Raw genomic sequence first — 23,932 nt, forward strand, 5'->3', positions numbered from 1 at the left:
GGCAGGTTTATCCATTAAACTGGATTATCAATGTCAATGAAATAGTGTTGCAGGCCGAATTTCAGAGCAAGATGCTCTCCCAAGGCTTTAACACCATAACGTTCTGTAGCATGGTGCCCTGCTGCGATGTAATGAATTCCAAGTTCTCTGGCCAAATGTGTTGTCTGCTCAGAAGCTTCTCCACTGATAAAAGCATCCAGCCCTGACTCTGCTGCCTGCTGAATATAGCCTTGTGCAGCACCGGTACACCAGCCAACTGTTTTTATTAAACGATCATGACCGGTAATAATGGTAGGTTTTCGATCCAGTTGACAGGCAATATGGGATGCAAATTCGTCTAATGTTTGTGGTGTTGCTAGTTTCCCCCGAAAACCGATGGCGGGTTCTCCGGTACCGGCAATAAATCCATCCATTTCTATATTCAGTATTTTTGCCAGTTGTATGTTATTGCCAAACTCGGCATGAGCGTCCAAGGGCAGATGATAGCCTATAAGATTGATGTCATTATTGATTAACATTTTCAAACGTTGATATTTAATGCCGGTCACTGCGGGGGCTTCGCCACGCCAGAAATACCCATGATGAACCATAAGAGCATCAGCATTGTGTTCCACAGCCGCTTCTAACAAAGCCTGACTTGCCGTTACGCCGGTCACCAGAATATTTACCTCTGGTTTACCCTCAACCTGTAAACCATTCGGACAATAGTCCTGAAATCTCGATACTTCCAATTGCTCATCAAGATAGGCGATCAGCTCTGTTCGGGTTATCATCCAAATTACTCCACAAAAACTCTGATCACTATAACAAACGGGAGTGGTTAAATGGATGCTGTGAGTATTATTGCACTGAGTATGGGTGCCGCCTGGGCCAGTGGTATCAATTTATATGCTGCGGTATTTATGCTGGGTTATATGGGTTCTACTGGCCACATGGTTTTGCCACCAGATTTGCAGGTTCTTAGTGATCCCCTGGTTATGATGGCTGCTGCTGTGATGTATTGTGTCGAGTTTTTTACCGACAAAGTGCCTGGCGTCGATACAGGCTGGGATACTCTGCATACCTTTATCCGTATTCCGGCTGGTGCCATGTTGGCGGCAAGTGCAGTAGGAGATGTCAGCCCGGCCATCGAATTAACAGCAGGTCTGCTGGGCGGGAGCCTTGCTGCTGCAACCCATGCCACTAAAGCTGGCAGCCGATTAATGATTAATACCTCACCAGAACCTTTCAGCAACTGGACAGCCTCAATAACAGAAGACTTGCTGGTGATTGCCGGTTTGTGGACGGCACTCACTCATCCGCTGTGGTTTCTTGCGGCACTGATTATTTTCATCGTGTTAATGATTTGGTTGCTACCGCGTTTATGGCGTTTAATCAAAACGGTTTTACAATACATTGGAAGCTGGCTGGGATGGTGTGAAAAACCGGAACCGGCAAAAACAGCAACAAGGGATCAATCCGCTGAGCCCATAGTGGTTAAATCTATATCCGATAAATCCGAAAGCTAACGACGACGATACACCACGCCATGCGGCGTGCGTTGCAAATCAAATGCATCGGTGTAACCACTAATTGTTTCCGAAGCACCTAAAAACAAGTAGCCACCGGGATTCAACGCCTGGGCTAATCGGGTAAGAATGTCTGTCTTGCGTTGCATCGAAAAATAAATTAATACATTGCGACAAAATATCACATCAAAACGACCTAATCCGGTATAGCTCTGCAACAGATTCTGTTCCCTGAACTGCACCCGCTGTTTGACCTCATCAGCAATTTGCCAGCGACCTTCAATCGATTTAAAAAACTGTTGTCGCCGTGTTGCAGATATTCCTCTGACTAAAGCATGTTCCTCATAAACACCCCGCTTCGCCAGGGCCAACATGCTGTTGGAAATATCCGTGGCAATAATTTGCGTACTTTTAAGTTTGCTGTCCGGTTTTTTACGATTATATTCACTGAGGATCATACTGATAGTGTATGGCTCCTGCCCTGAAGAGCAGGCAGCTGACCAGATTTTGCAGGGGGCAGTGATCCTGGATTCCAAATCAGCCAACGTCATCTTTTCAAAGACTTCGAACGGCCCACCATCCCTGAACCACGACGTTTCATTCGTCGTCATGGCATCGATAACCGAGTCTCGCAAATGACGTGGATGGCCACGTTGTATGGCGTTTAACAGATCGGCGACTGATGGGATTGCCTCATCACGCAATAGCTTGGTCAGGCGACTGACAATTAAATACTGCTTGCCGTCACCCAAAACAATGCCACAGGCTTGTTCCAAAAAAAGTCGAAACCGTTCGTAATCAGCCTGACTTATGTTATTACCTTGTAACATACCTGTGTTTTGCCCACCCTAAATTGTTTGGTCTATGGTATTTAGCGGTCAATATGCTTAAATGTTTAACCGTTATAATTTAACCATACTCTGATTGCTTATATGCCAAAAAACAAGCCAAATATACGCCGACGAAATATTTTGATCACTGGCTGTTCCAGTGGCATTGGATTGGAGGCTGCCCAGATATTACATCGGCGGGGTTACCATGTAATTGCTACCGTCAGAAAAGAGACCGATCAAACCCTGCTTTCACAAGCCGGTATCAGTAATTTACGTTGTGATCTGGATAGGAGTGACTCCATCCAAGAGATGATTGAAACGGCAATGAAAGTGTTCGATGGAAAAATTGATGTGTTATTCAATAACGCCGCATATGGCCAGCCCGGTGCGATTGAAGATTTAAGTCGAGACGCGCTACGTGCACAATTTGAAACTAATGTTTTTGGCACACAGGAACTGACCAATCTTGTAATAAAACACATGCGCCAGCAAGGTTTTGGTAGAATCATCTATAACAGTTCCGTATTAGGTCTAATCGCTCTTCCTTATCGTGGGGCATACAATGCCAGTAAATTCGCCATTGAAGGCTTGGCTGATACTTTGCGATTGGAGTTAAAAGGCACGGGTATTACAATTTCACTCATTGAGCCTGGTCCAATCACCAGCCAGTTCAGGCAAAATGCCTTCGCTAAATATCAGCAACACATTGATAAAAATACCAGCGCCCATAAGGCTAGCTATAACGCAATGGAAAGACGCTTGTTAACACCAGGGCCAGCAGCACCGTTTACACTCCCAGCCAACGCTGTCGTTGAGAAATTACTGCATGCGATTGAGTCCGATAACCCAAAAATACGATATTACGTAACCTTCCCCACCTATCTGTTTGCTTATCTCAAAAGACTTTTACCAAATCGTGCCTTAGACTGGTTTCTGTGCAAGGTTTCTCGTAATGAACAACAATGAATTAGCCTTTATTTTTCTTTGTTCTGATATGTTCCATACACTGGTCATTAACGTCTTCAAATGTCGTTTTTTATTGAATGATTTTGGAGTCGACTTTGCTATTCAACGACATACAAGAATTACCTGCCTATATCATCAAAATTGATGACATCTTTAATTAAAAATCCGCATAAAAACCGGACGGCTCCCTTTCTTCTTCAGTGCGGGGCGAAGCTGGGCTCTCAGTTTCAGAGCTTCTCGTTTGGCTTCGGGTAATTCATTGGCCTGCTGCTCTGATGAACCGTGTTTAACGGCGTTAACCCACTTATACAAACTGTGATGTGAAACGCCCAAACGTTCAGCTGTTTCAGCAACCGAGTAGCCACGATCAAGAACTTGTTTTACTGCTTCATCTTTAAATTCCGGGGTATCTCTTTGACCACTCATATGGACTTCCTCCTATGCGCAAATAAGAGCCGGAAGTTGTCTACAATAGTCAGGGCAGTCCAAACAAAAGATTCATTGTTTATCAAAGCACTGGTCGATATCACCACTGAACTTAGTCCTCAAACAACCATTCAGTTTGTCGAATTTGTCGAACAAGATGAAATATTGGCCTTCTTTATGAGGCTTTGGTGTAAATTCAGTTTAGCAATACAACATGGTTCGACCACAAACCGGGTGGATAGAAAGTATTCACTACAAGCAATCTTTTTCAAAATCCCAACCATTGACTCAATGCTTCATGCTTGTGCTGTCCTTGCTTAAGTTCGTTTCATATTGGTGCAGTGCCGAGTCTGTTCACAGCCTAAAATAATTTAAGCCATTGATATTAAAAACCAAAAAAATTGGGCATAAAACCTGCTGACCGTTTCCTGTTTACAGCTAATAATCAATCTGGAGCTTTTATGTCTTATCTCATTCCAAGTGAATTTACCAAAAATATGGTTGATGCCGGAGAAGCGAAACTCAAGATGGCAACCCGGGATGTTTTGATCCGATCCTATATGGCAGGGGCTATCCTGACCTTGGCCGTTGCCTTTGCTGTTACAGCGACGGTACAAACCGGTTTGCCAATTGTTGGTGCCTTAGTCTTCCCAGTAGGTTTTGTATTGCTGAATTTGTTAGGTTTTGATTTACTTACCGGTGTTTTTGCTTTGGTACCATTGGCTTTGTTAGATAAAAGACGAGGGTGTACTTTTTCTGGAATGCTAAAAAACTGGCTTCTGGTAGGGTTAGGTAATTTATTTGGTGCATTAACGACCGCTTTATTAGTAGGAACAGCCTGGACCTTTGCCTTTACGGCCGAACCCGGCGCAGCTGGTCAGGCCATTGCCAAGGCAGCTGAAGTTCGTACTTTAGGCTTTGCAACACATGGAGGAGCCGGTTGGTTAACTGTCTTTGTCGCTGGTATTCTTTGTAACTGGATGGTTTCGACGGGTGTTGTCGGCGCGATGTTATCCAGTTCGGTAGCAGGCAAAGTAGTGGCCATGTGGCTGCCTATCACCGTGTTTTTTGGTCTGGTTTTCGAACACGCAGTAGTAAATATGTTTTTGTTTCCAATGGGCATGCTGATGGGCGCAGAGATTACCATTGCTGATTGGTTATTGTGGAACGAAATACCTGTTATCCTCGGCAATATGTTGGGTGGCTTGGTGCTGACTGGCGGTATGTTATATGCGACACATTACAAAACGGGTGCAAATACTGCTGAATTTTCGGAAAAAATGAACTAATTTCCTCGTTGATCTGGCACCTGTCCGCGGTGTTAGATTTTTATTCGAATGCAAACAGATGTTTTGGAGAAACAATGAATAAACTTGCTATGACGCAAGCCATTATGGTGGCAAAAGAAACTAAAGAACTGACCTGGCAAAAAATTGGTGAAGCCGTGGGTATGTCAGCAGAATGGACAGCCTCTGCCTGCCTTGGAATGAACAGCATGTCTGCTGAAACTGCCAAGAAGCTGTGCCATGTGCTGGATCTGGGAACTGAAGTTGAGCTGACCCTGCAGAAATATCCAAATAAACAATGGGATCAGGCGGTACCGACCGATCCTTTGCTATACCGCCTCTATGAAATGATGTCGGTTTATGGGCCAGCAATTAAAGAAATTGTGCATGAAAAATGTGGTGATGGCATTGTCAGTGCCATTGATTTTGCACTGAATATTGAGAAAAAGCCCGATCCAAAAGGGGAGCGGATTGTGATCACGCTGGATGGAAAATTTCTGCCTTACAAATCCTGGTAGCCGTCAACAAGGTGCACTGTCAGACAGTGCACCTGCCTTTAACGGGTCGGTCGGGCGTAAACGTAGACCAGATAATAGGCCATTGCGACAAAGCCAGCGCCACCGACGATATTGCCCAAGGTAACGGGGATGAGATTACCCATTAAGCCTCCAAAATCCAGTGTTGCCAGCTGCGCTGCATCAAAATGACCTGCCGCAACAATTGCTTGATCGGTGGCAGCAATCATCGCCATTGGAATCATGTACATATTCGCCACACAATGTTCAAATCCCATTGCCACAAAGCCAGAGACGGGAAATAATACCGCCAGGACTTTATCGGTCACACTGCGTGACGCATAGACCATCCAGCTTCCAAGGCAAACCAGCACATTACAAAACAATCCTCTGACAAACGCTTCTGTAGTTGTATGGTCTACTTTGGCCAGACCCGTTTTTATTGCCGTCACCCCAACACCGAGATTTCCATCATCTAAATAACCAGACAAATACACCAGATACACTGTGACTAATGCCCCCACTAGATTACCGATATAGACAATGCCCCAATTTCGCATCAATGATTTGAAACTCACCTGCCCCTTGGCATAGGCCATTACGACCAGCGTATTACCAGTAAATAACTCTGCCCCGGCTATCACCACCAGAATAAAGCCCAACGAAAAAACCAGACCACCAACCAGCCTGGCCAGCCCATAGGCGGCACTGGCATCCGTCATGACCACGGTGTAATACATTGCAGCAAACGAGATAAAGGCTCCAGCCATCAGTGAGAGAATCACCAGCGGGATTATGGACATATTGGCTTTATCCACACCGACGGTTTTGACCTTTTCAGCGACTTCCGCTGGCGTGAAAGCATCGACAAACTTGCCGAAATCAGACATGAGATAGTTACCTGTGCAAAATGAGGACAAAGTCCCGTATTATATCAGTGACTTGCAACGCTTTGCAGGGATTGCATTCCTAACTTAGGCAATGATTATTTAAGCTCAACAAACAATACAGGCAAAATTATTTAACCAAAGTCATGAATCATGACTTCATTAAAATATCGAGTTGAGTCAATTTTACTCAACTCGATAAATGAGTCTCGTTTTAACAGGGTCTGTTGCTCTTTCAGCCTGCTTGTTGGACAGCCACCAGTATAGGTGGCGATGAAAGAGCAGCAGCCCCTAGTGCATCAGCTCACTGGTAAACGTTAATTCTTCATCCTGCACATCTACCTTGATAACCTGTCCGGCCACAAAGCGACCAGACAATAAAGCTTGTGCTAACGGGTTTTCCAGCTCATGCTGAATTACCCGTTTTAAAGGTCGGGCACCATAGACCGGATCAAACCCTGCTTCAGACAGCATATCCAATGCCGCATCAGATAATTCCAGTCCCATTTCTTTTTCTGCCAGACGTTGCCGCAAGTGTGACAGCTGGATATCAGCAATGGCATGGATTTGTGATTTCTGTAACGGATGAAATACCACCACATCATCCACACGGTTAATAAACTCCGGACGGAAATGTTGACCGACAATTTCCATTACCGCATTTTTCATGGTGTCATATTTATCTTCACCGGCCATTTCCTGAATCACATTGGAGCCCAGATTGGAAGTCATGACAATAACGGTATTTCTAAAATCAACCGTCCGACCCTGACCATCCGTCAGCCGACCGTCATCCAGGACCTGCAACAGAATATTGAACACATCCGGATGCGCTTTTTCGACCTCATCCAGCAGGATCACTGAATAAGGTTTGCGGCGAACCGCTTCAGTCAGATAACCACCTTCTTCATAGCCGACATAACCGGGAGGAGCACCGACCAGACGGGCAACCGAATGTTTTTCCATAAACTCTGACATATCAATCCGTACCATTGCTTCTTCGGTGTCAAATAAGAACGTTGCCAAAGATTTGCACAGCTCGGTTTTACCTACCCCCGTTGGCCCTAAAAACAGGAATGAACCGTTAGGACGATTGGGATCGGATAAACCGGCACGACTGCGACGAATCGCATTGGCAACTGAATTCACGGCTTCGTCTTGACCAATCACGCGTTCATGCAAAGCTTCATCCATTTTTAGCAATTTATCGCGCTCGCCTTCCAGCATTTTGGACACCGGAATGCCAGTCCATTTAGAAACCACTTCGGCAATTTCCTCTTCACCCACTCGATTCCGCAGCAAGGTGAAATCCTGCATTTCTGCCTGGGTGGCAATATCCAACTGTTTTTCCAACGCAGGAATACGGCCATATTGCAGTTCGGACATTTTTTCCAGATTACCGCTACGATTGGCAGATTCCAGTTCCAGTCGAGCTTTTTCCAGTTCTTCTTTGATGTGCTGACTGCCATGTAAAGCCGCTTTTTCCGATTTCCAGACTTCTTCCAGATCGGTGTATTCGCGCGCCAGTTTTTTCATTTCGGTTTCCAGCGTATCCAAACGTTTTTTGGAGGCTTCATCCGATTCTTTCTGCAACGCTACACGCTCAATTTTTAACTGAATCAACCGTCTTTCCAGACGATCCAGAACTTCCGGTTTGGAATCAATTTCCATCCGAATGCGGCTGGCCGCTTCATCAATCAGATCAATGGCTTTATCCGGCAAATTCCGGTCGGTGATATAACGATGCGATAAGGTCGCTGCGGCAACAATAGCGGGATCGGTAATATCCACACCATGATGCACTTCATAACGTTCACTTAAACCACGCAGAATAGCAATAGTGGATTCCACACTGGGTTCACCCACCAGCACTTTCTGGAAGCGACGTTCCAGAGCGGCGTCTTTTTCAACGTACTGACGATATTCGTCCAGCGTAGTCGCGCCGATACAATGCAATTCGCCTCGCGCCAAAGCAGGTTTCAGCATATTCCCGGCATCCATCGCGCCTTCCGCTTTACCAGCACCGACCATGGTATGGATTTCGTCGATAAACAGAATGATTTGTCCTTCCTGTTTTGACAGATCACTGAGTACTGCTTTTAATCGTTCTTCAAACTCACCACGGAATTTGGCACCAGCAATCAACGAGCCCATATCCAACGCCAGCACTCGTTTGTTTTTCATGCCTTCCGGCACTTCACCGTTGACAATACGCTGTGCCAGACCTTCAACAATCGCCGTTTTACCGACGCCTGGTTCACCAATCAACACTGGATTGTTTTTGGTACGACGTTGCAGAACCTGGATAGTGCGGCGAATTTCATCATCACGACCTATCACCGGATCCAGTTTGCCACTCTCGGCACGGGCAGTGAGATCAATGGTGTATTTTTCCAGCGCCTGGCGCTGTTCTTCGGCATTTTGATCAGTCACGCGTTCGCCCCCACGAATTTTGTCTATCACGTTATTAATATTGGTTTTGTTAGCCCCATGCTTGCGCAGCAATTCACCTGTTTGATTTTTTTCCTCAACCGCTGCCAACACGAAAAGTTCGCTGGAAATAAACTGATCCTGACGTTGCTGTGCCAATTTATCCGTTTGATTTAATAATCGGTTCAAGTCTGAAGATATGCGGATATCCCCATTACCACCCTCAACTTGGGCAAAACGGTTTAACTGTGCTTCCAGATCCGCCTGATACGCTGGCACATTGACACCGCTTTGTGCCAGTAACGGTTTTACCGTGCCACCTTGTTGGTTTAATAACGCCAACATTAAATGGGCTGGTTCAATAATCTGATGATCGCGTCCAACCGCCAGACTTTGTGCGGCACCAAGTGCTTCCTGGAACTTGCTGGTGAGTTTATCGATTTGCATCGTAATATCCCTGTAAAAAATAAGTTAATTACAAAATGGGGGGTACACAAGATGATCTCAAGAGGTCGAAACAGAATTTATTTTTTTGCTGAAAAGGCTAATTCATATTTCGGTCATTAAAATTTGCCAAGCTGTTAAATTGCTTATCGGACTTCACTACATACTATGCTTAAACACTGGAAATTGCTGGCCCCACGTTTTTGGGGGAATTGGTTAGGTTTAGCATTAATGCGATTATCAGTTTATCTACCCCATTCCAGCAGATCATTCATTGCTGCTTTTATTGGCAAGAGCTTAACCTTGTTTGCAGCTAAAAAATGTTTTGTTGCCAAACGCAATATTGCGATGTGCTTTCCGGAGTTATCAAAATCTGAACAGAAAATATTACTGAAAAAAACCTTATACAGTATCGGCATGATGCCATTTGAAACGGCACTAAGCTGGTGGGCCCCAGATAAATCCCTTGCCAAAATCGTTGACTATGACGGTCTCGAACACCTGCAATCGGCTGTAAAGAAAGGTCGTGGCGTAATTCTACTGACCGGCCACTTTACCAGCATGGAATTGGGCGGTCGCTTGATGATGCTACAACACCCCATGCATGTAATGTTTCACAATATGAAAAACCCACTTTTAAACCAGGTAATGCTGCACTATCGGCATAAACACAGTGAAGGTAGTCTGCTCCAAGCCGATATCAGGGGCTTATTGCGGGCGCTAAAAGCCAATAAAATCGTCTGGTATGCCCCGGATCAGGATTTCGGTGGCAAAACCTCAGTCTTTGCCAAGTTTTTTAATTTACCGGCTGCCACGATAATCGCACCGTCGCGTTTGGCAGAAAAGTCAGGTGCTACCGTCGTACCTTTTATGCCTTGCCGTCAGCCAGATGGTCGTTATTTGATGAAAATATTTCCAGCGCTGGAAAACTACCCCTCTGGTAATACTCTGCAAGATGCACAACAGTTAAATGATTGGCTGGAAGCCCAAGTAAAACAGTACCCCGAACAGTACCTTTGGGTGCATCGCCGATTCAAAACACAGCCTGATGGACGCGGTAAGTTATATATCCGGCCAACCAAAAGCGCGTAAATAAATATGACAGTCAGTGTCATATTTCCGACATCTTAATTACACACTTTTAAACTAAGGTTATCCCAACGAGCAAACGACTCCGTGCCAATTTCATGGGGTTGATTCACTAACTTGGGAGCAACGATCAGATGAATGCATCAGTTTCAGGCGAAACCATTATTTGGCGGTTAACTGATGGAAAACCTGGTCATCAAAGTCAGTCATTGGGTCTGGCTCAAGCATTGCAACGCGTGCGTCCCTGTCAATTGATTGATATTCCGGTATCAGGAAAATTAGCGCCATTTTCTCAATGGTTATCTGGGGTCTGGCCTGCCGGAGCTGGTTTACCGCTTCCCGATCTTATTATTGGCGCAGGTCATCGAACACATTTTTCAATGCTAGCCGCCAAGCGTGCTTATGGTGGCAAAACCGTATTAATGATGCAGCCCAGTTTAGCAGTAGGATTATTTGATCTCTGTCTTATTCCTGAGCATGACCAATATCATGGTGGTGGTAATTATTTGCAAACCCGCGGCGTATTAAATCCACTGCATGCCATAGGTTCTCATCACGCCAATCAGTCACTGATCATGCTTGGCGGTCCTTCTAAACACTGCGGTTGGGATAACACAGAATTGATGCAACATATTCGTAAACTGCTCTCTGATAACCCTGATATTCATTACACGTTGACGACGTCTCGTCGCACACCAGCTGAAACCCTACAGTCGGTGCAATTATTGGAAGCAACCAATCTTGAAGTGGTGCCATTTGAGCAAACTGCTGCTGGATGGGTAGCGGAGCAACTGGCCAAAGTCAGTAGCGCCTGGATCAGTGAAGATTCGGTATCCATGGTCTATGAAGCACTTACGGCAAGGGTTGCGGTAGGCACTTTACCAGTGCCAGTTAAACGCCAAAACAGAGTCAGCAACGGTCTGCATAAATTACTGACTGAAAAACTGATTGTCCGTTTTGACCATGATCGAAACTATCAACAGAATTTACACCCAGTAAATGGCTTTATTGAAGCCGATAGATGTGCAGAGTGGATTGAGGCTAATTGGTTATCACAACTGGTACCGGGTCGCGCAGCCATTGCCAACATCTAAAATTTACCTATTATTTTGACGAAACTGACCGTTGTTCAAGTACTGCCCTCGTTGGCGTCGGGCGGCGTGGAACGTGGTACGCTGGAGGTCGGCAAGTTTTTAACTCAGCAAGGTCACCGATCTATCGTAATTTCTGCTGGCGGGCGACTGGTCAAAAAACTTACCAGGCAAGGCAGCGAACATATCAGCTGTCCTATCGGACGAAAATCCTTGCTAACGCTAAGGCAGATCCCCAAATTACGTCGCTTTTTACTCAGTGAAAAGGTAGATATTGTGCATGCCCGCTCACGGCTACCGGCATGGATTTGTTATCTCACCCTGAAAACTATTCCGCATCGGCAACGACCACGCTTTATTACCACCGTTCATGGCCCTTATTCAGTGAATGCATATAGTGCCATCATGACCAAAGGCGAAAAGGTCATTGTTATTTCAGAAATGATTCGTGAATACGTACTACGCCATTACCAAGTTAATAGTGACAAGCTGCAATTAAATTATCGAGGCGTTGATACAGCAGATTTTCCATTCGGCTTTCAACCTAGTGTTCAGTGGCAAGAGAGTTGGTATCAACAGTTTCCACAAACCCGCGACAAAATTCTATTGTGTTTGCCTGCACGAATTACCCGTTGGAAAGGTCAGCAGGATTTTATCGAGCTTATTGCAGCACTCAGCAAAATAAATCCTCAAGTTCATGGTCTTATCGTCGGCGAAACCAAGCCTGGCAAAAAACGTTATTTACAGGAAATCACCGACCGAATTGCCGAACTAAACATGCAATCACACTTCACTTTTACTGGCCATCGCAGCGATATCCGCGACATAATGGCGATGTCACACATCGTATATTCGCTATCCACAGAACCGGAGGCCTTTGGCCGCATCCCGCTTGAAGCGTTAAGCCTAGGCAGACCAGTCATTGCTTATAACCATGGTGGTGTTGCTGAACAGCTTAATCGTATATTGCCAGCCGGTCTTATTACACCCGGAGATAAAGTTGCTTTACAGGCAAAAAGTCTGCAGTGGTTGATCACACCACCTGAGGTGCCAAAAAATCAGGAGTTTTCGCTACAAAGCATGCTGGAAAATACGCTCGCTATTTATCATTCGCTCGCAGTACCAGAAAAAGCTTCATGAAAATTGCTCAGGTACTTGCCAGCCGCGGCGACGGTGGTTTGGAAAAACATGTATATGAACTCAGTCTTGCGTTAGCCGAACGTGGCCATGACATCACAGTTATTGCCGACCCAGTATTTATTCGAAAATTGCCAACACATATTCAAAGCATTGCTATGCCCAGCCATTACAGTCGCCACGATCCAAGGCTGTTATGGGCTCTGGGAAAGTCATTACGTCAGGGCCAGTTTGATATTGTGCATGCGCAGGCAAATAAAGCCGCGGCACTGATCAATTCGTTGCGTTATTTTTTTTCAGGTCAACGCGTAGCAACACTTCACAATATCAAACGCCAACTTGGCGCTTATCGGCATTTTAATCAGGTCATTACTGTTAGCAAGCAGCTGGCCAAGCCATTTGCTGATGAAAAGGTTACTATTATTTATAACGGCATCCAGGCACCGCTCATCACAAAAGCCCTGCAAGAGAAACATAATGCATTACCACTTTTGCTGGCCGTTGGCAGACTGGTGCCAGCAAAAGGCTTTGACGTACTCATTAAGGCAGTTGCAGCGCTGCCCGTGACCTTATGGATTGCCGGTGATGGACCGGAAAAAATGCATCTTCAATCACTGATTGACAGACACTCAACTAAAGCAAATATTCGTTTACTGGGTGCTCGCCAGGATATTTATCCATTAATGCAGCAAGCTGATGCATTAATTATCAGCTCGCAGCGCGAGGGCTTTTCTTATGTCTTTAATGAAGCACTGCTAACACAATGCCGAGTTTTGGCAACAGATGTACCGGTCGCCAATGAAATATTACCGGAAAAGTTAATTGTTCCAACTGATGATCCTCAGGCACTGAGCGCGCGACTGCAAATTTTATTAGCTGATTTAAACCAATGGTCAGCACTGATGCAAAAGTCCTATTCTACTGCCGAGCAATGCATGACCTTAACAGCCATGACGGATCAAACGCTGGCGCTCTACCGTAAGCTGCTCTCATCATGAAATCACCTCATATTCTGGTGATAAAACATGGCGCTTTCGGCGATTTACTGCAAGCAGATGGCGTGATGCATGATATTCGAGTGTACTTCGACCATGCTCGGATATCTTTACTGACCTCACCCACCTATCAATCGCTAATGCAGCGCAGCCCTCATATCGATTTTGTCTTAACAGATAAGCGAAGGCCATTATGGCGAGTGTCAGATTTGTGGCTACTCAGAAACACATTAAAAGAGCAGGATTTTGATCTGGTGATTGATTTACAGAATTCACAACGTACTCGACTGTATAGAAAACTGTTATTGCCAAGATTGCCATGGATTCAACGTGCGGCTAAATCTGCTCCAGTCAGTGGCTTGCAAGGCCAGATTGAGTTGTTGCAACAAGCAGGAATTGATAGTCAATATGCGCGGCAGGCAGATTTACGCTGGCTGACAGAGAATATGCAACCCTGGCTGACCGAGCGCGGTATTCAATCCGGTTTTATTTTATTAATACCCGGTTGCTCGGCCAAGCGTCCGGAAAAACGTTGGCCGTTTTATCCTCAACTTGCTAAGCAATTAGCCGCAAAAGACGTGAACGTTGTCACCCTACTCGGACCGGATGAAATCCAATTAACTGAGCAATTTAGTAGCACCATATTAAGCGGTCTTAACTGGTTTCAACTGGCGGGTGTTATTCAACAAGCCGGTTTTGTAATTGGCAACGATTCCGGACCAAGCCATCTGGCAGCACATCTTAGTAAAGCCGGTATGGCCATTTTTGGTCCGCACAGCTGTGCCCGGCGTGCTGAAATTGAACGTGAACAATTCAAGCCTTATAGCGTCAGTTCATTGTCAGAACTGAATATCGAGACAGTCATTGCTTACTTAGTAGCTCAAGGTGTCGTTTCAAGCTGAATGCTCAGCAGAGGAATGCTGCAAATCAACTGTCAGTGCCCAGCCAACACCCAACCAAACCAGGGCCGCCACCCAGTTGTTTAACAAGCTGATACCACCAATTAATGGCCAGAAACTCAGTAGCAAAATCGCCGAACAGATGGTCAGCAACAGCCAGCTTTTTTGTCGCCATAATGACGCCAATGCCTGGTGAAAGATCGCCAACACCATCAAGCAAAATAAACTCACTCCAACAATACCGGTTTCCGCACCAAGATGCAGATACAGATTATGTGGATGTGTGCAAGCTATAGCAGTGTTAGCCATCACACCAAGTTCAGCACAAACAGCTTGATAACTGTGCAGACCACTACCAAACCACGGATAGTGCTGCCAAACTTCGAAGGCCCCGCGAAACACCTGGCCATAATCCGATTCCCGGAAATTCTGTAATTTTTCGACCGTACTAAACACCATCCGCTGCGATGTTTCCGGTAGCAAGAACATCAAAGCAATAATGACTAAAATGAGTAGCAATCCGCCCAGCACCACCAGTGTTTGTCTGGCAGGATATTGCAGCGCAAATCCCAGTAATACCAGTAAGCTGGCCGAAACACACAACATAAACGCCATGCGCTCGCCTGTGATAAAAATTAACAATAAAAAGCTCAGCAAAATACCAACGATAAACAGCACTTGCCGATAGATAGACTGCAAACTGGAAAATACTGCTATCGCAAGCAATAAAATAAATTCCACCCGCACCATCATAATCCCGGCCACTGGATTACGAAACGGTCCGGTCAACCGGTTTTCTGGAGCAATAGGAATTCCAAACCAGTCCACACCAGTTACATATTGCCAGCCAGTGTCCAAGGCAATAAATAAAGAAGTGAATAGCAAGGCGATGAGAAAGTGTTTTTGTCGATCGCGACTTGTTAATAACCAGTAAGCTAATGCTGCGGCAAACAAAGGCCAGCGCATAAAGGTAATGGCGTATAGCAAGCTATCAGACGGATCAACGCTAAGAGGTAAGTTTACAAACAGTAAATAGGCCCAAAAAAGCAGACTTAAACGAAACCAAGGGTTTCTGGCCCAATGCCAGTCCTGTCGCTGAAACGACCAGATTAAAAATAAAATGCCGCTTAACAGTACCGTCAAATCGGCAAGAGCTCGTGAAAATAGCAATAACGGCGGTAATAACCATGGCAATGCAGTTTGTGAGTAGCGGACCCAGATAGGTGTATTGTCAATCATCATCAAAGTCTTTCAGTGCAGGCAAAATAACTTTTCAGACTACCTAGCGATTAAGACACTATGATGAAAATCAGGGTCGGGGGGTTGGTGTTTCGATTGTCAGAATAATATCCTGCAAACATTCTTCCATTGATTGCGTGGTGCACTGTAGAGGTGCTCCCATGGTTAACACCACCCGGCTGGGGATAAACGGTGCTGTAAACACTTTCCCCTGAGCTGTCACACCATCAATACGCACTGGAAACACCGGTGCTCTCGACCAGCTTGCCAGCCGGCCAACACCACCCTTAATTTTTCTCGGTGGATCAGTATCCAGATGAATTTTCCCATGCGGAAACAGTGCGATAATCTCGCCCTGTTGCAAAGCTCTTAAGGCCTGTCTTAACGCCTGCTCAGGGCGGCCGGAACGATCAACAGGAATACAACCGGCTTTTTTAAACACCCAACTAACAAAAGGTCGCTCATACTCTTCCCGAGCAATCAAAAAGCGTAACGGCCGTTTGCTGGCAGATATCAGTAATAAGGGATCAACACCAGATACATGGTTGGCGACTATAATCGCTGGGCCAGTCTCTGGCAGATTTATTTTCTGTTCCGGTAAATGCTGAATATACTTGCAGATTAAGCGGGTCCAGCCATCCAGCCAGTTAACGGACGGTCCGCCCCAATCGGCTTCAGCATGAATAATGCCGATAAGCCAGATGCTGCAAGCGATTATCAGGAATAAACCAAGATAGATGATCATTCCACCTCAAACGGTTCAGGATCACCCATACCAACCCTGACCACTTCGGGTAAGTCATTTACAAACTCGACAACGGTCGTCGGCTCACTGCCACATGCTCCGCCATCAATAATCAAATCCACATGTTTACTCAATTGATCAGCTATTTCATCGGCTTCGGTCATCGGCATGGTTTCGCCCGGCAAAATCAGAGTTGAGCTCATCAATGGTTCATTCAGCTCTTCCAGTAAGGCCAGAGCAATATTGTTGACCGGAATCCGTAAACCGATGGTTTTACGTTTAGGATGCTGCAATCGGCGGGGCACCTCTTTAGTTGCCGGTAAGACAAATGTATAGGGGCCAGGGGTATGCGCTTTAATCAAGCGGAAGACTGCATTATTGAATTTGGCGTAAACCGATAGCTCAGACAAATCCCGGCACACCAGCGTGAAATTGTGATCAGCATCCAGTTGACGCAAACGACGAATGCGATCCATAGCGCCTTTGTCACCCAAATGGCATCCCAGTGCATAGCCCGAATCGGTAGGATAAACCACCAAGCCACCACTCATTATGATTTGGCAGGCTTGTTTAATCAGACGTGGCTGGGGGTTATCCGGGTGAATTTGAAAATACTGGCTCATCTAAAACCTTTGTTAATTCTTTAGTTTGTTAATTACTTGTATATACCATAACCCATGCCGCATGACCGTTTTAGTGCCATAAAGACCATACCGGTTTACAGGAGGCCGGCAATGGCAGGAAGCGTCCAAGCTCGCTCCACGTTTGCTCTGGACCATGAAAATCCGATCCACAGGATGCAAGCAAATCATAATGTTTTGCCAGGGCTGCTACATTTCTCAGTTGATCTGGATGCTGATGCCCGGAACTGACCTCAATGGCTTGTCCGCCAGCTGTTTTAAACTCATCAATCAGCCGTCGCAGCTTGGTACCGGTCATTTTATAACGTAACGGATGGGCAATAACCGCTTGGCCGCCCGCCTCGGTTATCCATTCAACTGCGGATTCCAGATCAGTCCACTGTCCCGGCACATATCCGGGTTTGCCTCTCACCAGAAAACGCTTGAAGACATCTTTAGCATTGGAAGCATGGCCTTGTTCGACCAGGAATTGTGCAAAATGCATTCGTCCTAACATGGTCTTCGACGCATATTTTCCCGCACCTTCAAGCGCCCCCGAAATACCGGATTTTTCCAAACGCTGCGCAATTTGTTCGGCTCTTTGCTGCCGATATTGGCGGATATTGGCTAAACCGTTTTGCAATTTAGCATTCTTAATATCAATGTTCAGCCCGACAATATGCACCGTACTGCTATTCCAGCTAACCGAAATTTCTACCCCGGGAATCAATGTGAGTGGCTGATCTGCGGCAGCCTCAAGCGCAGCCGTAATGCCCTCTGTGCCATCATGATCAGTAAGCGCCAGCACATCGACACCTTGCTGAACAGCTCGTTCAACCAATGCTTTTGGAGACAAGGCGCCATCAGAGGCGGTGGAATGGCAATGCAGGTCATAGTGCGTCATGGTGTTGATTTTACGTTAGAATGTGGCATCTCTGTAATAACTGAACAAAAAGATGAAACTATTTACTGATTTCCTGCCCATTATTCTGTTTTTCATTGCTTATAAATTTGGTGGCGGCATCTACCACTGGAATGGCCAGGAATATGAGGTGGCCGGCATCTATGCCGCAACAGCGGTAATGATGGTCGCTACTCTGGTTCAGGTTCTTTATGGTTTGCTGCGTCACGGCAAAGTGGAAAGACAGCATTTAATCACATTCATTCTGGTGATGGTGCTTGGCGGGGCCACGCTCTGGTTACAGAACCCGGAATTTGTGATGTGGAAACCCACCGCGGTGAACTGGTTATTTGCATTAGCCTTTATCGGTGCCCGATTGTTTACCGATAAAACCCTGCTTGAACGTCTGATGGCAGCGCATCTGCAATTGCCAACCGCGGTCTGGTCAAGACTGAACACGGCGTGGATTCTGTTTTTTATCTTTTCCGGATTTCTGAATATTTATATCGCGTATTACTACTCAGAAGAAACCTGGGTCAACTTTAAATTATTTGGCTCTTTGGCCATTACCGTGTTATTTATTGCCGGACAAGCCATTTATTTGTCCCGTCATATAAACGACAATAATGATTCGAAGGATGCCTCCTGATGCTATATGCCATTATCAGTGAAGATAAGCCTGATAGCCTGCAACGTCGAAAGAATACCCGTCCGTTTCATCTCGCCCGTCTTCAGGTGTTACAGAATGAAGGTCGTTTGCTATTGGCTGGTCCACACCCCGCTATCGATAGCGATGATCCCGGTGAAGCCGGATTCACTGGCAGTTTAGTGGTCGCCGAATTTGACGACTTGCAAAGCGCCCGGATTTGGGCCGAGGCCGACCCGTACATTGAGGCTGATGTCTACGCCAACGTAACTGTTAAACCCTTTCGTAAGGTCTTACCTTGAATTTATCGACACAACAAAAACTCGAGCAGGCATTACAGCGGCTTGCTCCCATTCACCTACAGGTCATTGATGACAGCCATCTGCATGCAGGTCATGCTGGCAATACCGGTGGTGGACACTTTTCGGTATTCATTGTCAGCGACGCGTTTGCCGGTTTATCTTTGATCAAGCGCCACCGGCTGGTCTATGACGCTGCGGCAGAACTACTCCCTTCTGCTATTCATGCATTAAGCATTCAAGCTAAAACGCCTGATGAACTGAAATAATTCGGGCAATGGCAACGGAAAACAGTAAAGCTCAAAACCAAGCTTTTCTGGCCCAGCTGGAACGACAAAGATTACAAAAACCCTGTCAGCGCATCATTGATTTACGCGGTAAAGTGACCGGTGAATGCCAGCCATATGATTTTGGCGGTGTCACCCACCACCTGGATGACCGTAGTTATTTAATTCTCAAGCAGCTGATTGAACGCATGGGAGGGCATTACACCGTCGGTGTTTACGAAGCACTGATGCAGGCCGTTCGCCAATTTCAACAGCAAGCACAACAACAGCAACCTACTCCAATTGAAGACGATGGCGTATTACTTATCCGGCTGGATCAACCGGTAAGACGTCAGGCGCCACGCATGCTACTGACTTTACCGGTCATCATACAAATTGGTGAAATTAGCTACCATGCAATGACTCTGGATGTCAGCATTGACGCCATCCGTGTCAGCATGAAGCATGTCGCCGCACTGGAAAAAAATGATACTGTTAATGCCTGTTTTGAACATTTTCCCGACGCCCATAATACCGAACCCACGCTCATAGCGTTTGACGTTACCCGGATGCATCATGAGGATCAGCGAACCTTTGCCGTATTACGCTTTCATGACTCAGTCGGTGATGACGTTCGTCAAGCGTGGCAAAACTGGTTAAGCAATCGAAATCAGCACAGTCCGGCTGAACTGAATAATGAAATTCTGAATCTGACACAAAATTGTCTGTTACGTTTATACAGCCAGCTAATGCCCAGCCTGCTCTGCTGGATGGGTGAACAGCAATCAGACAATATCACCGCGGCCCATAGCAGCACTGTCTGTGATCAGATATTCATCGACACGCCCGACTTGCTGTCGGTCGTGAAAAGAGTGCTCTCTCATATTGAAAAAAACAATTTAAATTGTGGGTTTGTGGCGCTTAACGAGGAAAAACTGGTGGTGATTGATACCAGTGAAATAGCAAGACTCAAACAATTTTGGCCATGGCCAAAAAACACACAATTATGGCATTTCAATGTATCAGCATTGGAAGTTGATGAAGCAATTTACCATCCGCATTTTGATATCATGGCTCAATCAGACCCGCGCATTGCCGTTGATTTTTCACGCAAAGTTTCACAATTAAAAAATCTGGTAGAAATCACTGATATTTCGGCCTGCTTGCAACAGCTGAGTAATAATGAAAAGCAAATTCATGCTGATGAAAATATCGAAAAACCGGCGGTTCTTTTCAATTTACCCCCCGTCAGTTCGCTCAAAGCATTTATTCGACGCCAGCAAAGCCGCTATACCGTGCTTACCCCCATCAATTTATTTGTAAATAGTCAGGAATATTCTTCGCAAACCAACGAGGTTTCGATTAATGGACTGTCGTTATCAGTCAATGCTGATTTGCCGGTGAAGATAGGGGCCCGAGTCACTTTGCACTTTACTCGTTGGCAAGCACAGCGCCCCCAATTAAATTTGCGCAGTGTGCCGTATGAAGTTAAGCGAGTGCAAAAGTTTGCTGAGCAAACCGAACTTGGTTTACAGCGTCTGGTGACCCAATGCCCATTTGCTGTAAATCAGTTTTTTGAAAAGGCCATTAAAGACAACCAACAGTCATTGTCACGTCGCGAGGATGATTTATTACAAATGCAGGTCAGCCGGGTTTATCTGGATCTGCTGAGCCACACACCGCTTAGTACAGCATTATTTTTTGGGCTCGACATTCAACAAAAACGCGTTCTGCAGGCGGTTACAGGCCATTCTCAGATTTTCACTCAAACCGACAACACCTTGTGGCAGGCTATTTCTAATTCCATCCATCGCATCACTCTACAGCTTAAAACAATTCATACTGTAAATGTGGTGACCCATGGCATGGGATTGTATTGCTATCGCTCAGAGCATCAACCCTGGCAGATCATCTGTGAGCATGAACTGCAATCAGCAGAGGCTAAAAACCTGTTGTTGCATAGACTGTTCAACTCCGAAAATTATTATGTCTTTCATTGCCAGCTGGTCAACAACAATACTGACTGGCTACACGATGAGCAGGACTTGATACGTCAAATCAATGCGTTACGAAACCAAAGCGCTCATCGCATTAAAAATCTAAGGCAGATGCTATTTTCAATATTTGCTGTGGCCTATTTAACTGATATCACTGGCTTCGTCCGCGATAGCATCGATCCTTAAACTAGGGTCTGAAAGATCAACAAGCCCTAGGCGGCCACCATCATTTTATCGATCCACACCGAACCGCTACGGATATTACTGCGTAAGTCGACATCGTTGGCCACTGCCTGAATACCTTTGAACATATCCTGCAATTGACCGGCAATGGTGAACTCATCAATGGCGTATTGAATTTCACCGTTTTCCACCCAGAAACCCGCCGCACCTTGCGAATAATCACCATTAACAATATTGACGCCCATGCCCATGGTTTCAGTGACAATCACTCCACGGTCCATTGCTTTAAGCATGTCCTGGAAGGACAAATCATTGCTATCAACCGTAAGATTATGTATTCCTCCAGCATTTGCGGTAGTCGTCATATTCAGACGCCGTGCTGAATAGCTGTCCAGCACATATCCCTGCAATACACCGTCGCGGATAATGTCGCGATTTTGGGTCGCCACCCCTTCCGCATCAAAAGCCGAACTGCCCAGCGCCTTAAAAAGATGTGGTTGTTCATGGATATGCATAAATGCTGGAAAAATCTGCTCACCCAGCTTATCCAGTAGAAAACTGGATTTGCGATATAAGGCACTGCCGCGAATTCCACCCACTAACTGACCGAATAATGAAGAAGCAACTTCAGCAGCAAATATGACCGGGTAATGTCCCGTTTCAATTTCCCGCGCGTTCAAACGTTTCAACGTTTTTTCAGCCGCTTTTCGACCCACCGAAACAGCAGAAACCAGATCCTGACTATCACGGGCTACATCGTACCAATAGTCACGCTGCATCCCAGCTTCGTCACGGGCAATTAATGTACAGAACAAACTGTGACGAGAGGACTGAGTCTGACCAATAAAACCATGGCTGTTGGCGTAAATTCGTTGATCTTCATGGGAGGCAACACTGGCCCCCTCAGAATTACTGATAAGAGGGTCATATTCCCTTCCCGCCTGCTCACATTCCATTGCCAGCGCAATAGCCTGCTCCGGCGATAAATCCCATGGATAATACAAATGCAGGTCCGGAAATGAGGTGGCCATTAATTCCGCATCGGCTAAACCAGCAAACTTATCTTCCTGAGTATGTTGGGCAATACTACATGCCATGGCCACTGTTTCGTGAATGGCTTCTGGCCTTAAGTCAGATGTACTAGCCGAAGCCTTGCTTTGCCCCAGAAACACTGTAACCCCCAGTCCGGTATCTTTATTATGCTCCAGCGTTTCAATTTCGCCTTGACGCACATTTACCGATAAACCCTGACTTTGACTGATACCCACTTCTGCAGCGGTCGCGCCCAGCTTTTTAGCCGCATCCAGCGCCTGTTGCGCTGCATCTTTTAATACTGATGCGTCAAGTATACTCATATGATTAAATTTACCTCTTCAATGTTCAACCCATCTTTTTGAAATCCCCGCATTTCCAGCACACCTTGGGTATTCAATGAAATAATCAGATACAAAGCCTGTGGATAATCGGCGACATCCTCATCAATAACCGAGGGTAAAGCGGGTGCATCAGGATGGGAATGATAAATAGCGAATAATTCCTGATTACGTTCTTTCATTTCTTTCAAAGCCGCCAGCTGTTCACTGGCACTCAGTGCAAATAGCACACTGGCATCCGTTTTAACGTTATCAATGGGATAACAAATACAGCGCTGTCCATGACGACCTATTAAACCGGAAATTTCCTGATTGGGTGAAAGTTGTGCCTGGTGCAATAGCTCATTCACCAATTCTCGAGGTAAACGTATCGTCGTTTTCACTGTCATTTAGCGATTCTCATTATCGTGGCATACCGGACAGGCCGGATCCTGTTTTAACGTCATTTCTCTTAGCTGCATTGACAGGGCATCCACCATTAACAATCGACCATTGAGAGAAGTCCCTGTATCAGCGAGCAATTTAAGCGTTTCAATTGCTTGTATGGATCCCATCATGCCCAGTAATGGTGAAAGCACACCACTTTCAGCACAGCTTTGCTGGATATCTCCACCTTTATCATCATATAAACAACGATAACAAGGTGCGTCAGCTTGTCGGGCATCATAAACTGAAACCTGACCTTCCCAACGAATGGCTGCAGCTGAAACCAAAGGCGTTCTGGTTTTTTTGCTCACCCGGTTGAGCAAAAAACGACTACTGAAATTATCGGTGCAATCAACGATGACATCCGCATGAACTGCCTGCTCGGACAGTTCAGCTTCGTTCAAGCGATAATCGATCGCTTCAACCTTAATGGTGTCATTCAAACTTTGTAAAGTTGTCACGGCTGAATGCGTTTTGGTTTGACCAACAGATGCCTGTCTATGCACGATTTGCCGTTGCAAATTGGTCAGTTCAACAATATCATCATCCACCAATACCAGATGCCCAACACCAGCAGCAGCCAGATACAACGCGACAGGCGAACCCAGTCCACCCAAACCAATGATCAACACGCGGCTTTGCAAGACGCGTTGTTGGCCAGCGATATCAAAATTGGGCAAGAGTATATGGCGACTGTAACGCAGTAATTGTTCATCATTCATCTTGCATTA

25 protein-coding genes and 1 pseudogene are annotated in these 23,932 nt (G+C 45.8%); 14 read left to right on the forward strand and 12 right to left on the reverse strand.

The genetic code is table 11. The features are described from left to right. Window positions 1-14: 14 nt before the first annotated feature. Complete coding sequence (locus Q7A_RS14485) at window positions 15-773, reverse strand: Nif3-like dinuclear metal center hexameric protein (RefSeq protein ID WP_014707587.1); 759 nt, start codon at window positions 771-773, stop codon at window positions 15-17. A gap of 51 nt (window positions 774-824) precedes the next feature. Between Q7A_RS14485 and Q7A_RS14490 the strand changes: the two genes are divergently transcribed. Beyond that, window positions 825-1,508, forward strand: a complete 684-nt coding sequence (locus tag Q7A_RS14490) for a DUF4126 domain-containing protein (RefSeq protein WP_014707588.1) — start codon at window positions 825-827, stop codon at window positions 1,506-1,508. On the opposite strand, the gene Q7A_RS14495 is transcribed toward Q7A_RS14490, so the two are convergent. Then, a complete protein-coding gene (locus tag Q7A_RS14495; protein WP_014707589.1) occupies window positions 1,505-2,338 on the reverse strand; it encodes a CheR family methyltransferase in 834 nt (277 codons plus the stop codon). The genes Q7A_RS14490 and Q7A_RS14495 overlap by 4 nt on opposite strands. Window positions 2,339-2,440: 102 nt before the next feature. On the opposite strand from Q7A_RS14495, the gene Q7A_RS14500 reads away from it, so the two are divergent. Next, window positions 2,441-3,307: an SDR family NAD(P)-dependent oxidoreductase gene (locus Q7A_RS14500; protein ID WP_014707590.1), complete on the forward strand. Its 867-nt coding sequence runs from the start codon at window positions 2,441-2,443 to the stop codon at window positions 3,305-3,307. Window positions 3,308-3,491: 184 nt separating this feature from the next. On the opposite strand, the pseudogene Q7A_RS14505 reads toward Q7A_RS14500, so the two are convergent. Continuing rightward, window positions 3,492-3,733, reverse strand: a pseudogene (locus tag Q7A_RS14505) (transposase); the annotation flags it as partial. Between the two features lie 36 nt (window positions 3,734-3,769). Here Q7A_RS14505 and Q7A_RS14510 point away from each other — a divergent pair. The 3 genes from Q7A_RS14510 (at window position 3,770) to cynS (ending at window position 5,537) form a co-directional block, all read left to right on the forward strand. Further along, a complete protein-coding gene (locus Q7A_RS14510; RefSeq protein WP_151903932.1) occupies window positions 3,770-4,054 on the forward strand; it encodes a hypothetical protein in 285 nt (94 codons plus the stop codon). A gap of 140 nt (window positions 4,055-4,194) precedes the next feature. Continuing rightward, on the forward strand, window positions 4,195-5,022 hold the full coding sequence (locus Q7A_RS14515) for a formate/nitrite transporter family protein (protein WP_014707593.1): 828 nt from the start codon (window positions 4,195-4,197) through the stop codon (window positions 5,020-5,022). Window positions 5,023-5,096: 74 nt separating this feature from the next. After that, complete coding sequence (cynS, locus tag Q7A_RS14520; RefSeq protein WP_014707594.1) at window positions 5,097-5,537, forward strand: cyanase; 441 nt, start codon at window positions 5,097-5,099, stop codon at window positions 5,535-5,537. Between the two features lie 38 nt (window positions 5,538-5,575). On the opposite strand, the gene Q7A_RS14525 is transcribed toward cynS, so the two are convergent. Next, a complete protein-coding gene (locus tag Q7A_RS14525; protein ID WP_014707595.1) occupies window positions 5,576-6,424 on the reverse strand; it encodes a formate/nitrite transporter family protein in 849 nt (282 codons plus the stop codon). 288 nt (window positions 6,425-6,712) lie between these two features. Beyond that, a complete protein-coding gene (gene clpB / locus Q7A_RS14530; protein ID WP_014707596.1) occupies window positions 6,713-9,298 on the reverse strand; it encodes an ATP-dependent chaperone ClpB in 2,586 nt (861 codons plus the stop codon). Between the two features lie 165 nt (window positions 9,299-9,463). On the opposite strand from clpB, the gene Q7A_RS14535 reads away from it, so the two are divergent. The 5 genes from Q7A_RS14535 to Q7A_RS14555 all read left to right on the forward strand — a co-directional run bounded on the left by Q7A_RS14535 (window position 9,464) and on the right by Q7A_RS14555 (window position 14,509). Then, window positions 9,464-10,387 (forward strand): LpxL/LpxP family acyltransferase, encoded by a 924-nt coding sequence (locus Q7A_RS14535; protein WP_014707597.1) that lies wholly within the window; start codon window positions 9,464-9,466, stop codon window positions 10,385-10,387. A gap of 131 nt (window positions 10,388-10,518) precedes the next feature. Beyond that, the gene (locus Q7A_RS14540; protein ID WP_014707598.1) at window positions 10,519-11,478 is read left to right on the forward strand and encodes a mitochondrial fission ELM1 family protein; all 960 of its coding nucleotides are present in this window, start codon (window positions 10,519-10,521) and stop codon (window positions 11,476-11,478) included. 15 nt (window positions 11,479-11,493) lie between these two features. Then, a complete protein-coding gene (locus Q7A_RS14545) occupies window positions 11,494-12,615 on the forward strand; it encodes a glycosyltransferase family 4 protein (RefSeq protein WP_041354606.1) in 1,122 nt (373 codons plus the stop codon). Continuing rightward, window positions 12,612-13,610: a glycosyltransferase gene (locus tag Q7A_RS14550; RefSeq protein ID WP_014707600.1), complete on the forward strand. Its 999-nt coding sequence runs from the start codon at window positions 12,612-12,614 to the stop codon at window positions 13,608-13,610. Before Q7A_RS14545 ends, Q7A_RS14550 begins: the two co-directional genes overlap by 4 nt. Continuing rightward, on the forward strand, window positions 13,607-14,509 hold the full coding sequence (locus Q7A_RS14555; protein WP_014707601.1) for a glycosyltransferase family 9 protein: 903 nt from the start codon (window positions 13,607-13,609) through the stop codon (window positions 14,507-14,509). Before Q7A_RS14550 ends, Q7A_RS14555 begins: the two co-directional genes overlap by 4 nt. Here the strand turns inward: Q7A_RS14555 and Q7A_RS14560 are convergent. The 4 genes from Q7A_RS14560 to Q7A_RS14575 form a co-directional block, all read right to left on the reverse strand. Further along, window positions 14,501-15,748 carry an O-antigen ligase family protein gene (locus Q7A_RS14560; RefSeq protein WP_014707602.1) on the reverse strand — a complete coding sequence of 416 codons (1,248 nt, stop codon included), beginning with the start codon at window positions 15,746-15,748 and terminating at the stop codon, window positions 14,501-14,503. The two genes, Q7A_RS14555 and Q7A_RS14560, sit on opposite strands and share 9 nt — an antisense overlap. A 67-nt stretch (window positions 15,749-15,815) precedes the next feature. Next, entirely contained in the window at window positions 15,816-16,490 is a 675-nt protein-coding gene (locus tag Q7A_RS14565; RefSeq protein WP_014707603.1) for a lysophospholipid acyltransferase family protein, read from the reverse strand. Beyond that, window positions 16,487-17,113: an L-threonylcarbamoyladenylate synthase gene (locus tag Q7A_RS14570; RefSeq protein ID WP_014707604.1), complete on the reverse strand. Its 627-nt coding sequence runs from the start codon at window positions 17,111-17,113 to the stop codon at window positions 16,487-16,489. The genes Q7A_RS14565 and Q7A_RS14570 overlap by 4 nt, the downstream gene beginning before the upstream one ends. Window positions 17,114-17,183: 70 nt before the next feature. Beyond that, window positions 17,184-18,014 carry a PHP domain-containing protein gene (locus tag Q7A_RS14575; protein WP_014707605.1) on the reverse strand — a complete coding sequence of 277 codons (831 nt, stop codon included), beginning with the start codon at window positions 18,012-18,014 and terminating at the stop codon, window positions 17,184-17,186. Between the two features lie 52 nt (window positions 18,015-18,066). Here Q7A_RS14575 and Q7A_RS14580 point away from each other — a divergent pair, with 52 nt between their 5' ends. The 4 genes from Q7A_RS14580 to Q7A_RS14595 are packed head-to-tail and all read left to right on the forward strand — an operon-like array spanning window position 18,067 to window position 21,405. Continuing rightward, complete coding sequence (locus tag Q7A_RS14580) at window positions 18,067-18,660, forward strand: septation protein A (protein ID WP_014707606.1); 594 nt, start codon at window positions 18,067-18,069, stop codon at window positions 18,658-18,660. Continuing rightward, window positions 18,660-18,959, forward strand: coding sequence for a YciI family protein (locus Q7A_RS14585; protein ID WP_014707607.1), 300 nt, complete (start codon window positions 18,660-18,662; stop codon window positions 18,957-18,959). The genes Q7A_RS14580 and Q7A_RS14585 overlap by 1 nt, the downstream gene beginning before the upstream one ends. After that, window positions 18,956-19,225: a BolA family protein gene (locus Q7A_RS14590; protein ID WP_014707608.1), complete on the forward strand. Its 270-nt coding sequence runs from the start codon at window positions 18,956-18,958 to the stop codon at window positions 19,223-19,225. The genes Q7A_RS14585 and Q7A_RS14590 overlap by 4 nt, the downstream gene beginning before the upstream one ends. Window positions 19,226-19,233: 8 nt before the next feature. Then, complete coding sequence (locus tag Q7A_RS14595) at window positions 19,234-21,405, forward strand: PilZ domain-containing protein (RefSeq protein WP_014707609.1); 2,172 nt, start codon at window positions 19,234-19,236, stop codon at window positions 21,403-21,405. A 26-nt stretch (window positions 21,406-21,431) separates the two neighbouring features. Here Q7A_RS14595 and pmbA read toward each other — a convergent pair whose 3' ends face one another. From pmbA to Q7A_RS14610, 3 genes are read right to left on the reverse strand one after another with little or no spacing between them, the layout of a single operon-like run. Continuing rightward, the gene (gene pmbA, locus Q7A_RS14600) at window positions 21,432-22,757 is read right to left on the reverse strand and encodes a metalloprotease PmbA (protein ID WP_014707610.1); all 1,326 of its coding nucleotides are present in this window, start codon (window positions 22,755-22,757) and stop codon (window positions 21,432-21,434) included. After that, a complete protein-coding gene (locus Q7A_RS14605) occupies window positions 22,754-23,164 on the reverse strand; it encodes a Mov34/MPN/PAD-1 family protein (RefSeq protein WP_041354608.1) in 411 nt (136 codons plus the stop codon). The genes pmbA and Q7A_RS14605 overlap by 4 nt, the downstream gene beginning before the upstream one ends. Further along, window positions 23,165-23,923, reverse strand: a complete 759-nt coding sequence (locus tag Q7A_RS14610) for a HesA/MoeB/ThiF family protein (protein ID WP_014707612.1) — start codon at window positions 23,921-23,923, stop codon at window positions 23,165-23,167. Window positions 23,924-23,932: the final 9 nt, after the last annotated feature.

The sequence above is a fragment of the Methylophaga nitratireducenticrescens genome (genome assembly GCF_000260985.4).
GTDB lineage: Bacteria > Pseudomonadota > Gammaproteobacteria > Nitrosococcales > Methylophagaceae > Methylophaga > Methylophaga nitratireducenticrescens.